At 37.0% G+C, this 14,039-nt stretch carries 17 protein-coding genes; 5 read left to right on the plus strand and 12 right to left on the minus strand.

The features are described from left to right. Positions 1 to 179: 179 nt before the first annotated feature. The 8 genes from KJS44_RS02410 to KJS44_RS02445 form a co-directional block, all read right to left on the minus strand. Positions 180 to 2,210 carry an FtsX-like permease family protein gene (locus tag KJS44_RS02410; protein ID WP_008690009.1) on the minus strand — a complete coding sequence of 677 codons (2,031 nt, stop codon included), beginning with the start codon at positions 2,208 to 2,210 and terminating at the stop codon, positions 180 to 182. Continuing rightward, positions 2,200 to 2,967 (minus strand): ABC transporter ATP-binding protein, encoded by a 768-nt coding sequence (locus KJS44_RS02415; RefSeq protein WP_008690006.1) that lies wholly within the window; start codon positions 2,965 to 2,967, stop codon positions 2,200 to 2,202. Before KJS44_RS02415 ends, KJS44_RS02410 begins: the two co-directional genes overlap by 11 nt. A gap of 11 nt (positions 2,968 to 2,978) precedes the next feature. Further along, the gene (locus tag KJS44_RS02420) at positions 2,979 to 3,161 is read right to left on the minus strand and encodes a hypothetical protein (RefSeq protein ID WP_008690005.1); all 183 of its coding nucleotides are present in this window, start codon (positions 3,159 to 3,161) and stop codon (positions 2,979 to 2,981) included. 351 nt (positions 3,162 to 3,512) lie between these two features. After that, complete coding sequence (locus tag KJS44_RS02425) at positions 3,513 to 3,737, minus strand: hypothetical protein (RefSeq protein WP_008690004.1); 225 nt, start codon at positions 3,735 to 3,737, stop codon at positions 3,513 to 3,515. Between the two features lie 124 nt (positions 3,738 to 3,861). Then, positions 3,862 to 4,875, minus strand: a complete 1,014-nt coding sequence (locus tag KJS44_RS02430; protein WP_008690003.1) for a sensor histidine kinase — start codon at positions 4,873 to 4,875, stop codon at positions 3,862 to 3,864. Continuing rightward, positions 4,865 to 5,539, minus strand: coding sequence for a response regulator transcription factor (locus KJS44_RS02435; RefSeq protein ID WP_008690002.1), 675 nt, complete (start codon positions 5,537 to 5,539; stop codon positions 4,865 to 4,867). The genes KJS44_RS02430 and KJS44_RS02435 overlap by 11 nt, the downstream gene beginning before the upstream one ends. A 72-nt stretch (positions 5,540 to 5,611) precedes the next feature. Continuing rightward, complete coding sequence (locus KJS44_RS02440; RefSeq protein ID WP_008690001.1) at positions 5,612 to 5,830, minus strand: hypothetical protein; 219 nt, start codon at positions 5,828 to 5,830, stop codon at positions 5,612 to 5,614. Between the two features lie 76 nt (positions 5,831 to 5,906). Continuing rightward, positions 5,907 to 6,491: a LexA family protein gene (locus KJS44_RS02445; protein ID WP_008690000.1), complete on the minus strand. Its 585-nt coding sequence runs from the start codon at positions 6,489 to 6,491 to the stop codon at positions 5,907 to 5,909. Positions 6,492 to 6,650: 159 nt separating this feature from the next. On the opposite strand from KJS44_RS02445, the gene dinB reads away from it, so the two are divergent. The 4 genes from dinB (at position 6,651) to KJS44_RS02465 (ending at position 9,788) form a co-directional block, all read left to right on the plus strand. Next, positions 6,651 to 7,895, plus strand: a complete 1,245-nt coding sequence (gene dinB / locus KJS44_RS02450) for a DNA polymerase IV (RefSeq protein WP_008689999.1) — start codon at positions 6,651 to 6,653, stop codon at positions 7,893 to 7,895. 5 nt (positions 7,896 to 7,900) lie between these two features. Continuing rightward, positions 7,901 to 8,143: a hypothetical protein gene (locus KJS44_RS02455; RefSeq protein WP_226897123.1), complete on the plus strand. Its 243-nt coding sequence runs from the start codon at positions 7,901 to 7,903 to the stop codon at positions 8,141 to 8,143. Between the two features lie 288 nt (positions 8,144 to 8,431). Beyond that, positions 8,432 to 9,634: an MFS transporter gene (locus KJS44_RS02460; RefSeq protein WP_008689996.1), complete on the plus strand. Its 1,203-nt coding sequence runs from the start codon at positions 8,432 to 8,434 to the stop codon at positions 9,632 to 9,634. Positions 9,635 to 9,650: 16 nt separating this feature from the next. Continuing rightward, positions 9,651 to 9,788, plus strand: a complete 138-nt coding sequence (locus KJS44_RS02465; RefSeq protein WP_008689993.1) for a hypothetical protein — start codon at positions 9,651 to 9,653, stop codon at positions 9,786 to 9,788. A gap of 219 nt (positions 9,789 to 10,007) precedes the next feature. On the opposite strand, the gene pta is transcribed toward KJS44_RS02465, so the two are convergent. Then, positions 10,008 to 10,991 (minus strand): phosphate acetyltransferase, encoded by a 984-nt coding sequence (gene pta / locus KJS44_RS02470; RefSeq protein ID WP_213540192.1) that lies wholly within the window; start codon positions 10,989 to 10,991, stop codon positions 10,008 to 10,010. Positions 10,992 to 11,092: 101 nt separating this feature from the next. On the opposite strand from pta, the gene KJS44_RS02475 reads away from it, so the two are divergent. Continuing rightward, positions 11,093 to 11,299, plus strand: coding sequence for a DUF378 domain-containing protein (locus KJS44_RS02475; protein WP_008689990.1), 207 nt, complete (start codon positions 11,093 to 11,095; stop codon positions 11,297 to 11,299). A 63-nt stretch (positions 11,300 to 11,362) separates the two neighbouring features. Here KJS44_RS02475 and KJS44_RS02480 read toward each other — a convergent pair whose 3' ends face one another. The 3 genes from KJS44_RS02480 to KJS44_RS02490 all read right to left on the minus strand — a co-directional run bounded on the left by KJS44_RS02480 (position 11,363) and on the right by KJS44_RS02490 (position 14,036). After that, positions 11,363 to 12,007 (minus strand): N-acetylmuramoyl-L-alanine amidase, encoded by a 645-nt coding sequence (locus KJS44_RS02480; protein WP_008689987.1) that lies wholly within the window; start codon positions 12,005 to 12,007, stop codon positions 11,363 to 11,365. Between the two features lie 307 nt (positions 12,008 to 12,314). Next, positions 12,315 to 13,115: an ABC transporter ATP-binding protein gene (locus tag KJS44_RS02485; RefSeq protein WP_008689986.1), complete on the minus strand. Its 801-nt coding sequence runs from the start codon at positions 13,113 to 13,115 to the stop codon at positions 12,315 to 12,317. 9 nt (positions 13,116 to 13,124) lie between these two features. Continuing rightward, on the minus strand, positions 13,125 to 14,036 hold the full coding sequence (locus KJS44_RS02490) for an ABC transporter permease (protein WP_008689984.1): 912 nt from the start codon (positions 14,034 to 14,036) through the stop codon (positions 13,125 to 13,127). Positions 14,037 to 14,039 lie beyond the last annotated feature (3 nt).

Genomic DNA, 14,039 nt, shown 5'->3' on the forward strand with positions numbered 1-14,039 from the left:
CTAAACTCAGCATTTTATCATAAGCCGCTAAATCGTTATTATCCCATATATACCCATTCAGTATTTCATACGATTACAAGTAAAGGGTGCGAGAAAAGAGGTCTTTATCATAAAAAGAAATTATTTTTAGCAATACAAGAATATTGATACATTTCATAGTTTATAAAACAAATATGACATTATGAACGTAAAATATTTTTATATCCGATATAAGTAATGGCAAAATAAGATCCATAGATAAGTGTGATAATACACGCTGTATAGAAAGAAGGGATAAGGATATCACTTTTACCGAATAATAAAACTAATTCATTTACGACTTGAATACCGATAAAACTATGTAAGAGTGCTAATAATAATGGCAGGAGAAAGTATATACTGATTTGTAAAAAGATAGAACGATTTAACATTTTCTGATCTGTACCAATCTTGGTTAATATCGCATAGTGTTTTTTATTATCATTTGCCTGTGATAACTGTTGAAGTGCTAGGATGATGGCACTAGCAATCATAAAGACGATGCCAAGATATAAACCAATATAAGTAAATATCACCGACATGCCTTTATTGGCTTCTTTAACTATTTGCGCTGAACGTCCTAGAAAAGGATAGTGATTAGCACTTTTTGTATGTAATTTTTGATTTACCATTTGATCAAATGCAGTTTCCTTGGTAGGGTCTTTTAATTCGACATTCCAAGCTTTTACATAGGGAAGCGCATCTGAGGGAATAAGCTCATCCTGTATGATAAAAACAAAGGTATCATATCCGATATTGCTGGAGGTGTACATGGAAACAGCTTCATAAGTATCATTAATTATCGTTAGTGGGGTATTATATAACTGAATAGTAGGATGAGCAGCAAGAATATCAGAAACAGCTTGATCAAACAAAGCCATGGTCGTATAAAGATAAGTTTCATTTGATTTCAAATGAAGTTTAGAATTCCCGGTTTTTTCTAAAACATAATTAAAGTCACTAAGGGGAACCACCAGTATAGAAGTATTTAATTCATTCGTATTTATAAGATTGCGCAGTTCTTTATCGCTTACATATTTACTGAAGGAATGCACATCACTTTGCAGTTTTGTCATATACATGCTAGTGATTCTTGTTTCCTGTATATTAGGATCATCGCTTATTCCAAGTTTATCAATAACTGCTTGAAATTGCTCGTTGTTCATTTGTTTAGGATGTTTTCCCCATGGATATTGTAAAGATAAGGAATAATCAAAAGGGGTCACATTACGTATACTCTTATTAATGGTTGCATTCATGTTCCAGCCGGTAGATAATGCCCCGATACTTATTAACAGCATGATGCAAACAATGCTCATTGAAATATAGTTTGAATTTATTTTGGCATTGATCTGGTTCAGAATAAAGATATTTAAGTTTTTTAAATAAATAGTATGAAATCGTTTGATAATTGTTATCAGAAAGCCAGCCAAAGACATGAAAAATAAGAAAGTTCCTATGCTGCCACAGAGGATGATGGTTGGTAGATGATCGAAGGAAAGTATCAGACTTTTTTCATATAAAGCCTTATGATATGTAAAAGCGAGTATGGCTAGGGAAAGGATAAATAGCGTAAAAGATAAATAAACCTTTTTAATGTGCATGTGTTCAATGATGTGTTCTGCTCTTACTAAGTCTATCAGTTTATAGCGGTTCAAAATGAAGGTATTAAACAACATGACAATAAAAAAGATGATACTAAAGGAGAAAATGGTTAATATAGTGGCATTATTTGAGTAGATAAAATGATAATCTAAAGAAACCTCAAATAAATTGGCGGTGACGCTTGTCAGGATTTGGGAAAGAAAGATGCCGATAAGCATGCCGGTAAACAAGGATAAGATACCGATAATAAATGTTTCATACACCAAGACACGGGATATTTTGTTTTTTGGCATTCCAAGTAGCATATATAAACCAAGTTCTTTTTTTCTGCGCCGAATCAAAAAGTTATTTGCGTATAAAATAAGAAAGGCTAAGACAATAGCAATAAAGATGGAAAGATATTTCATGGTATAAACCAGAATTTTAATCATTTCCATCTGTGATTGACTGACCTCCATGACTGCCTGTTGTTCTTGAAAGGAATTAAACATATAGAACAGACAGACAGAAAAGGCTAAGGTCAAGAAATATATGAGGAAGTCTTTATAACTTTTTCGGACATTGCGCAGGGCAAGTCTAAAGTACATTACTAATGTCACCTCCCAATAGTGTGACAACTTCCATAATACGGGAGAAAAATGCTTTGCGCGTGTCATTGCCGCGATGAAGTTCGTTAAAAATCTTACCATCCTTGATAAATAAAATACGATGAGCATAGGATGCGGTGAACGCATCGTGGGTTACCATCATGATGGTTGCGTTAAATTCTTGATTTAAATGTTCCATAGTATCTAATAGCATACGACTGGATTTGGAATCTAAAGCACCTGTTGGTTCATCTGCCAATATCAAGCTTGGATTGGTGATTAATGCTCGGGCACTTGCGACACGTTGTTTTTGACCGCCGGACATCTGGTAAGGATATTTTTGTAAAACATCAAGAATATTTAATTTATGAGCTACTTCTTTGATACGTTTATCAATCGTATCTGGTTTCACTTTTTGGATGGTCAATGCTAAAGCAATATTTTCATAAGCATTTAAAGTATCTAACAGATTAAAGTCTTGGAAAATAAAGCCCAATTCTTCACGACGAAATTTGCTTAAGTCACCTTTTTTCAATGTTGTAATATCAGAATCATTGATAAAAATGTGACCACTGGTTACCGTGTCGATGGTAGAGATACAGTTTAACAGTGTCGTCTTTCCAGAACCACTGGGTCCCATCACACCAACAAATTCCCCATGTTCAACAGAAAAGCTGATATTATCAACTGCTTTTGTTATGTTACCGCGATTTCCATAATATTTTTGAATTTTATCTACAACTAATACAGGTTTCATAAGCTCCTCCTTTATTTATGCAAATGCTCATGGATGGCATTAAGTCGATATAATAGTATGGTCATAAGAAATAAGAAGAACAGACACCAGTAAATGCCGGTATGTAAAAATGGTGGCAGCAGAGTCTGTAGAAATAAGAGTATCGCCATACATAAAATACAGCCTTCGATTCGATGATTCCATAATGTTTTCATATCATCACCTCCATGGTACACTCATATTTTACGTTATCTGTGTCTGCTACGCCATGGATGTGTATTACAATATACTTACATTTCTGTAAGTTAGCATTTTTATCATCTTCCACACACATCTCTTATGAGCTTTGTTGTGGACAGATATGTAAATGCATTATCTTATAAAAGAAAGAGGCAGATACGAAAACGTATGTATCCTCACATATAAGAAACGTATATAAAAAAACGCAGTTATCGTATCATAAAGAAATGCATAGTATAAAAGCAAACCGTTATCCTTCAAGAAAAATGCTACAGATGCCCCGTTTAAAACAAAGCGTTCTGTAGCTTTTTATCTGCTTACCACAGCTAGGCTAGCAGATCTTGAATTTCTTTTAGAAAAATAGAAACTTCACGTTCACCAAGTGTCTGCTTCAGATACAATCCACAATAATTTTGTAAAAGGTCGCACTGTTCATGAATACGTTTTTGCTCTTCTTCTGTCGTAGCAGCTTTTTCCAATTCTTTTACATAGCGGACAAAGTCAAGCAGAACATAGATAATCAGATAACTGTTTTTTTCACTTGTGTTCATAGTTCTCCCTCCCTGTATGTTCATACTAGCAGAAATTTGTATATTTTACCATAGATATTCCGACATATTATACAATAAAAAGCCTTATATTAAAGGCTTCTAGATAAAATTTATAAAAAATTAATTACTTTAACAGCATCAATGTACTAATGGGAAAATCCAATGTTATAGTAGTGCCTTCACCTTCTGAAGAAGCGGCATGTATACCCAAATATAGTTTATCGCATAAACTCTTACATAAATATAGCCCCATACCGGTTGCTTTCTCATTTATTCGGCCATTTTTACCAGTAAATCCCCGTTCAAAGATGCGTGAAATATCACTTGGACAAATACCGATGCCATTATCCTGAATATGCAGGTGGATCGTATTTTCTTTCCGCTCTGCATAAATGTGCAATGTTTTTTCTTCTTTATCCATGTATTTGATAGCATTTAAAATGATTTGTTCGAGAATAAATTCCAGCCATTTATTATCACTATATACGATTTGGTCAAGATTTGATAATTCTACGCTGATTTTCTGTAAGATAAATATTTTAGAATGCTTGCGTAAAATCTTGGATATACATTCCTGTAGTGATAATTCTTTAATTAGATAATCCTTTTCTACTGATGTGCTGCGGGCATAGAAAAGTGCTTGTTCTACAAAGCTTTCTACTTTTTCTATTTCTTCATGTAAACTATCGGTAATGGCGGATGGATTATTAGAAATCACCAATTTTGCTGCGGCAAGTGGGGTTTTAATTTCATGAACCCACATCTCAATATAATCTTTATAATCGGCTTGTGCACTGCGATAAAGGTTGACATGATCAGCCATCGATTTATCTACCTCATGCAATACTTCCATAAGAATTTTACCATCTAAGAATAAGGGCTCTTCCATCATTTCAGTAAGCAAATATTTTTCATCTAAGGATTGTGCGGTATCTAACAAACGTTGATAAAAAGATGCACGGCGTACATATTCAATGATGAGGATTGCCAGCAGCATGCCCCAATATAATAGAGATACAACCATGATGGCCTGCGTATTATTTCCTATGCCATAAAGAAATAGCACGATAATGGCATAGGTCAATAAGCCTAACAAGATGAAATATAGTTTCTCAAATAAATAATCTTTAATCTTCATAAATAATGTATCCCATACCACGTTTTGTCTGAATCAAATCATCCAATCGCAGATATTCCAATTTCTTACGCAGGCGGTTAATATTGACCGTTAAGGTGTTATCATCAACAAACAGATCACAATCCCACATATGCTGCATCAACTCATTGCGGGAAACAATCTTATTTTTATTTTGAAACAGACAATGCATGATGCGTAATTCATTTTTTGTTAAATCAACACTGTTGCCTTTCCAATTGAGGGTGCTTTTGGATATATCTAAGACGATATCATGAATCATCAATTGGTTGCTGGAAGCGTGCTCATAGGAACGCTGTAAGATACGGGAAATTCTTGCTAATAGAATTTGCAGGTTATATGGTTTTGTCACAAAATCATCGGCACCAAGATTCATGCTGATTAATTCATCCATATCAGAATCACGACTTGTGACGATCATGATAGGGAGTTCACTGTTCTTACGTACTTCGCGGCATATAAAATGGCCGTCTACGACAGGAAGGTTTAGATCTAGCAGTAGTAAATCTGGCTTCTGCTGATGAATATCTTCCAGTAAATGATCAAATTCGGCAGGACCAAAGGCCTCATATCCGTTTTTACTTAAAAAATCACAAAGCTCATTACGTATTTTATCGTTATCTTCAATTACCATAATGCGATACATATCATCACCACCTTGGTTTTATTATAGCTTATTTTGTTAAAAATGAAAAAGAAATTCCGGTGGGAATTTCTTCTATGAGGAAATCGGCTCTTCAATTTCCAGCTTTATTTTTACGATATCATAAGCGGAAGGGCTCATGTGATGCATTAATAATTCAATGCGGGCAAGCTCTTCATTTAGAAATAAAAGGGGAATTTCATCCATGCGCAGATGGTGAGAGCTGTGAATGCCGGTATGTGTATCTACGCCTGCAAAAAAACGATGGGTGCGTTTACTGCGAATTGCATACATAATAAAAACCTCCTGTTTAGATTATTGACAAGAGGTAACTGCTTTATACGGTAGTTATACTATATGTATAGGAAATTTAGAATTGTATTTTTGAGTGGAGCACTTTGCCTAAGATTTGAATACGTCCATTGCGAAGATCTTCTCCATGAAATAAACGAGGTTCATAAGTAGGATTGCTGGCGACTAATAGTAAAGAGTCTTCTTTTTTGATGATCTTTTTAATCGTAACTTCTTGTCGATCGACTAAAACAACAGCAATCTCTCCACTATTGACATCGCTACAGCTTTTCACATAAACCAAATCTCCATCATAAATGCGCGATCCGTTCATGGAATCCCCTTGTACTTTTAAATAATAATCACCTTGTCTGGCTTCTTTGCGTGTCACCTCTTCATAACCAAGTAGATTTTCTTGTGCAAATAAATCATAACCGGCTTTCACATATCCCAAAATAGGTTTTATCTGGTTGTTTAGGCATGCCTCTACATTAATGCCAAATAATTCCGAGAGTTTTTCCAGTTTCGCCTGAGGTATGTTTTTTGATTCTCCGGATTCCCACCGTTTAACAGTGGATTTTGCTACACCGACATAATCTCCTATAGCTTCCAGACTCAGATGCTCACTAGCACGATAATAACGAATCAGTTCACTTAATGTCATAGCGTGCACCTCACTTTACTTTAGTTTACCATAACTTTTCATTTGTGACAAGTTTTTGGAACACTTGATATAATAATGAGAGGAAAAGTTATCCAATGTTCCAAATTTTATTGAAAAGTGGAACAAAAGAGGTATAATAAATGCGAAAGGCGGGATAATATGCAGGAACGTGTGATTTTACACAGCGATATCAACCATTGTTATGCGCAAATTGAGGAAATGCGACATCCGGAGCTGCGAAAGATACCGATGGCGGTCGGTGGTCATGAAGAGGCTCGCCATGGCATAATTTTAGCAAAGAATGATATGGCAAAAGCTTATCATATTAAAACAGGTGAATCTTTACGTGAGGCTTATGCAAAATGTCCGCAGTTGAAAATCATACATCCGGATTATGAAGCTTATATGTATTATACGGAGCAGGTAAAGGACATTTATCGGGAATACACGGATAAAGTGGAATCTTTTGGTTTAGATGAAGCATGGATTGATTTGACACAATCGATTTCTTTATTTGGCAGCGGAAAAGCGATTGCGCAAGAGATTCAGAAGCGAGTATGGCAGGAAATAGGATTAAGTGTTTCCATCGGAGTCAGTTATAATAAGATTTTTGCGAAACTTGGTTCCGATATGCAAAAGCCAATGGGGCTTGTGGAAATTCGCAAGGATAATTATCAGACACTGGTTTGGCCATTGCCGGTAGAAGATTTATTTTATGTGGGCAGAGCTACCAAAAAGAAACTGCGTTATTATGGTATTGATACGATTGGTGATTTGGCTAATTTATCAAAGGGATGGATGAAAGATCATTTTGGCAAGATGGGAGAGCTTATCTGGTGGTTTGCGAATGGCGAAGATATTTCCGAAGTGGCGTTGAGTGGAGCGAAAGAGCCGGTAAAATCCGTAGGGAATGCCATTACGGCTCCAAGAGATATCAATACCTTTGAGGAAGCGAAGATTATTTATTATGTTTTAGTTGAATCCGTAGCTTCAAGAATGCGTGACAGTGGATTGAGGGGAAATGTAATCAGCATTTCTTTGCGCAATAAAGAATTATCCTGGTTTTCAAGACAGCGTAAGATCATGCAAGCTACCAATATTGCGCAGGAAATCATGCCGGTCGTATTGCAGTTATTAAAAGAAAATTATACTTTTGAACAACCGTTGCGAACGATAGGAGTAAGTGTAAGTGGCATTGAGGATGATCAAGCACTTACACAATTAAATTTATTTACCAGTGAAGAAGAGCGACAGCGCCAGAAGCAATTAGAAATCAGTATTGATCAGATACGCAATCGTTTTGGTTTTGCGAAAGTGCGACGCTGTGTAACATTGCTGACACCGGATCTCTCAGAATTTAATCCTAAGGAAGAACATGTGATTCATCCGGTATCCTTCTTTTAAGTATGATGAAACTGTATAAGCGCTATGTGGATGTATTGACTTTACATGATCGCTATGGCAATCTGATACCCAAGGTCATGATATGGGACAATGGCATGGAATATCCAATTGATCGGGTATTGGAAATCCGCAAGTCAGCATCACAGGTAGGAGGATGTGGCATCTTATATCGCTGTCGTATAGCAGGGGTTGAACGTAATTTATTTCTAGAGAGAACTCGCTGGTTTATTGAAAGTGCAAAACCTTGATTGACGAGGATAAAAATTATCTTTATAATAAAAAAGAAAGGCGGTGAGCAGAATGCTGTATCGGGTATTCAAAAAGCATCGAAGAGCAGAGGGCTTCGCAGTGAAAACAGTGTTGTGCGAAGCCGTTGTCTTAAAAATAGATAGTATCGGTCAATAAACAAAGTTCTTTGTTTTTTTCGTCATATAAAAATAATATGCTGTTTCACATGATAAAGACTTACGCGAATTTTTTTAACAAGGCGAAGTCTTTTCTTTATGTTTTGTATCTTATAAAAAGGGAGTATGATTATGCAATTATGGAAACAGAATAGTATTAAATTTTTAAGTGCCCAAACAATTTCATTATTTGGATCCAGTATCGTTCAATTTGCAATCATCTGGCAAATTACTCTGCAAAGCAAATCCGGTGTTATGATGAGTGTTGCTACGATTTGTGGTTATGTTCCGCAAATGTTGATATCCATGTTTGCAGGGGTGTTAGCAGATCGTTTTTCGCGGCGTAATTTGATTATGTGGAGCGATGGTATAATTGCGTTTTCCACATGGATCGTCGCTATGGCTTTTTTAACAGGCTATCAGGAAATGTGGATGCTGTATGTTGTTTTACTTATCCGCTCTGCAGGAAGTGGTATCCAAATGCCGGCTGTAAATGCTTTATTGCCACAGCTAGTGCCACAGGAGCATTTACTGCAGATAAATAGTATATATAGTGTTATTAATTCGCTGATGATGTTTTTATCTCCTATCATCAGTGGGCTGCTGTTAACACTTATGCCATTAGAAATAGCTTTTTTCCTTGATGTGATAACTGCCCTCATTGGCAATGGCATTATGCTGTTGGTAAGGGTGGATTCACAAAAGCTAAACGCAAACAAGAAAAAGACGATGCAGATGATGAAAGAAGGATGGCAGTATATAAGACATCATGACATGCTGTCTAAGCTGCTGCTCTTTATCTTCTTTGTTATGGTATTTATATCACCTGCTGCTTTTATGACACCGTTATTGGTTGCACGTAATTTTCATGGAACCGTATATGCTCTTTCTATCAGCGAAATGCTGTTTGCCTTAGGTGCTGTTGTTGGCGGTGTCTTGATGAGCATCTGGGGACATCGCCAAAGGCATATTACAATGCTGCTATACTCAACTTTTGTTTATGGTGCATTCATGTTGGTATTAGGAATGGCCGTTAATTTTGCAGTGTATTTAGGTGCTAATTTTCTGATAGGCATATGTATGCCTTGTTTTCAAACGTCTTATCAAACGTATCTGCAAGAGCATGTAGAATCTTTCTTACAAGGTAGGGTATTTGGTGCCGTACAGATCATAAATGCCTGTGCGTTGCCTTTAGGCACTGTAGTGTTTGGACCTTTGGCAGATTATATCGCATTGAAATGGATATTTTGTGTCTGTGCTCTGACGGTTATGCTTTGTGTCATTTTTTTTGTTAGCTATATACATAGAATCAGCGATAAGCATCCACGCTACTAGCGACTGAGGTGAGAATATGAAAAAGCAGAAAGCAAAACCAGCCACAAATAAAAAACCGGCCAAAAAGGATGCCGGTAATAATCAGTGGACCAATGCCAATCTAAAGTATTATCCTGATGAAAGGGAACCTAAAAACGGTCCTTCGGGAGAATAACATTGTCCACAGGTTATGATAAGTCAGACTTTGGTCTGGCTTTCTTTTATGTTTTTAGTTAAACATTTCGCAATGAACATGACGATAATTCTCTGATTTATCGAAAGCATAATTAATGTTGCTATTTCAGCATTTTGATCAAGCTTGGCAGAGTGCATAAAAACGTGTTTTGAAATTCTATTATCTTTCAAGTGCTCATTATAATTTTTCGGGAAATCATCAACGTTCTTTTTGCATAGCGGTAATGATTGCCATTTTATATATTTCATCTATGCTGGCAGAACGGGATAAGTCATTCATTGGCAAACGAACGCCTTGCAAAATAGGTCCTAATGCCTCATAGCCTCCTAAATTAGCAACAAGCTTATATCCGATATTGCCGGAATTCAAATCAGGAAAGATCAGTACATTGGCTTCTCCTTTGATGGGGCTGTTAGGTGCCTTTAGCTCTGCCACTTGAGGGTTTAATGCACAATCTACCTGTAACTCACCATCGACAATATAATCCAAGGGCATATGAGAAAGACGTATGGCGGTTTCACGTACCAGGTCAACATCAATACCACTGCCACTTCCTTTACTAGAATAGGATAGGAGTGCCACTTTTGGCGTTAAGCCGAAAGCTTTTGCACTTTCAGCACTTTGCAATGTGATTTCCACCAATTGATCAACATTGGGATTGCGATTCATGGAACAATCTGCAAAAATTAGGCGCTGTTCTTTTTTTAGCATTAGAAAACAACTGGACATAAAACTACAACCGGGCTTCGTTTTTACCAATTGCATAATGGGACGTAAGGTATCTGCAGTAGAATTGGTAGAACCGCCAAGTAAGCCATCGGCATACCCCATTTCTACATACATTGTACAAAAATACGTATCCTTTTGTATCCATTCCTCTGCCATTTTGCGATCTGCTTTTCCTTTGCGCAGTTCCAGCATTCGCAATAGCATCTGTTCTTTATCGGCAAACGCATCCGGATCAAGGATTTCCAGTTTACGGATATCTAAATGTTCTTTACTCGCTACTTCTTTAATGCGATCCCGTTTTCCATAAACAATCGGGTGTAGCATGTTTTTATCAATTAATTTTTGGGCGGCATGTAAAACGCGTGGATCGGTTCCTTCCGTGAAGAGGATTCTTGTCTTTGCCTCAAGTTTTTGCATGATGACACCAGCTTTCTTATCTTCTGCCTTAATCATAACAGAAATTTATGAAAAAGGTATTGCCAAAATAACCGCAATTTGATGATGTATGAAAAGGGATGTGTTGAGCATACTATGAACAAGGAGGCTGAATAAACATGAAAGCATTGAATTATATAGCTCTTTCTCTGGTAATTGTAGGAGCTGTTAACTGGGGTCTTATTGGATTTTTAGATTTTAATCTGGTAGATGCCTTGTTTGGAACAGGATCTGTATTATCCAGAATCATCTATGCAGTTGTAGGTGTATGTGGTTTATACGCCTTGAGCTTCTTTGCTCGCATAGATACACCGCATAGAGATTAAGGAGAAGCGTTTCTCCTTTTTTTATGCTATGTATTTTTTTTATATGGCGTTAGATCGTTTCGCCTAATCGCAATTCTTCATTTCTTGGAAAATGCCTTCAGCAATCAGTTTGGCAAGAGCTTTTCGTTTGTCGGGATGATTTAGAATTTGTTTATCTGTTGTTTGATCTAGATAACCGACTTCAATTAGGATGGAATTCATTAAGGTATTGCGTACTACATACAAACGATTACCATCAAATACACCATTATTGCGGATGTCTTTTTGTGTAGCTAGAGCAGCAGATACAGCGTTTGCTAAAGCAGTTCCTTTTTTGTTTGTATAGATTTCAAAGCCATGTGCCAGATGATTGTTCGAGGCGTTCGCGTGCAAGGAAACAAAGTATTTGCAGGAAGTATGATTGGCAAGTTGTACCCGACGCTTTAAATCGCTAAGTTCATTTTCACCTAAGGCTTCATCTTTATAGCGTGTCATATGAACTTTAATTCCTTTTTGCTCTAAGCATCGGCGCACTTCATGTGCCATTTCAAGATTAAAATCTTTCTCCATGAATCCACCATACACCGCACCGCTGTCCTGTCCGCCATGCCCTGCATCAAGGATGACTTCACACTTATCATAGGCAGGAGCTTTCTGTTGGAATAGCCGTGTGGCAATGAGCAAAGTTCCAACCGCTACAATCATGTATTTTAAAGTTTTCTTACGCATAATTTCATCTCCTTCGTTAAGTTAAAGTATAACGAAGAATACTTACGAAAAAGGTAACGCTTTCTTTCTAAAACCTTAATACTTTCTGAATAAATGAAGTACCATGCATATGACGGTGAAATAGGGGCTTAGCTATACGCTTACGAATATAGGATGGTTTTCTAAAAGTAAAACCGTAAGGATAACCTTACTGCATATAGAAAAAGGCTGTCGCTATGTGAAGGAAACCCAATTCTTTGAATAACCAAAGGAAAGGGTTCTTTTCACTTTAAAAACAGCCGTTTTTTATATGCTAATACTCTTATTTTTATTGGACACTGAATGCTAATTCATCATCTAGGGCATCAATCATATTTAAAGAGTTAAATTTCTCTATCAATTTCTCAACAGTTAAGGTTTTCTTTTCTTCACCTTTAATGTCTAATATGATATCTCCCTTATGGAACATTAATAAACGATCTCCATATGTGATGGCATGTTTTAGATTATGAGTGATCATAATCGTCGTCATCTTCTTTTCTTTTACGATTTTATCTGTCAGATGAATGATCAAATCACTTGTTTTGGGATCAAGTGCAGCCGTATGCTCATCCAATAGTAGTACTTCCGGTTTAATTAAGGTTGCCATTAATAAGGATAAAGCTTGGCGCTGCCCACCGGATAAAGCGCCTACTAAGACTTCCAGCTTATCTTCTAAGCCTAATTGCATATTTGTTAATTCTTCCTTAAATAAAGGGATTAAGGAACGATCAACACCTTTTGTTAAACCAAAGGCTTTCCCTTTATTATAAGCCATCGCCATATTTTGTAAGATGGTTAAAGAAGGTGCTGTTCCTTTTTGCGGGTCTTGAAAAACACGTCCGATATATTGGGAGCGTTTATGTTCGGGAACCTTGGAAATATCTTGCTTCTGAAAGCTGATTTTTCCACTGTCTTGCAGGATATTGCCACTAATGATATTAAAGAAAGTAGATTTACCACTGCCATTGGAACCGATGATCGTCACAAATTCTCCATCTTCAATTGCAACATTCAAATCTGTAAACAGAACGACCTCATTTGCACTTCCTTTGTTGAAGGTCTTTTTTATGTGTTCTAATTTTAACATATCGTCACCTCAATTTTTTATCGAGCGATGAAAGAATTTTGCCATCACTCCATTGCCAAGAATCAATACCAGGATGAAGATAATCGACATGATCAAACGCAGATACGTCGATGGAAATCCGGCATTTAAGGCAGCGGCAATGGCAAAACGATAAACGATGGCACCAAGCACAACGCTGGTGGTAAAGCCAATGAAGCGGGAGCGTTTAAATAAGGTGATTCCCATGATGACGCTGGCTAAGCCTAAGACAATCATGCCAGTACCCAGATCTGCGGTAAAGGAGCGCAGAAACTGTGAAATTAAAGCACCGGAAACGGCGGCATACCCATTGCTTAAGGCCAGTCCATTCATTTTGATCCAACCGATATCTTTTCCTAAGGTGGCAATCAATTGTGGATTATCTCCGGCTATTCTCATTAAGAATCCATATTTGGTTTGTAAGAACCAATCTATTAGCAGCTTCATAAGGAGGACCAGTACAAGGAGAATGATTACAGGCCAAAGTTTCATGATCCATTCTCCCATGGTGCCGCCCACCATATCCGCAATTGCATTTCCATAGGTAAATATCGTATCATAAGAGAATAAAGGAATCAAACTGGAATTACCTGCGACAATAAGGTTGATAGAGTATAAAGCAGTCATGACCAGTATACCGCTTAATAAGGAGGATATGCGAAATTTCACATGGAGGATTCCGGTCGCATACCCAGCTAGTACCCCGGCAATGAAAGCAGCGATGAGGACAACAAAAGGATTCCATCCTTGGGTAATAAAGATTGCTCCTACTGCTGCGCCTAAGGGAAAGCTTCCTTCTACCGTCAAATCCGCATAATCCAATACTTGATAGGTCAGTAACACACCGATGGCCAATATGCCATAGGCAAGGCCTTGTGCCACTACATCTAGTAAGAAATCCATATC

It is taken from the genome of Longicatena caecimuris (assembly GCF_018406465.1).
Classification (GTDB): Bacteria; Bacillota_I; Bacilli_A; order Erysipelotrichales; family Erysipelotrichaceae; genus Longicatena; species Longicatena caecimuris.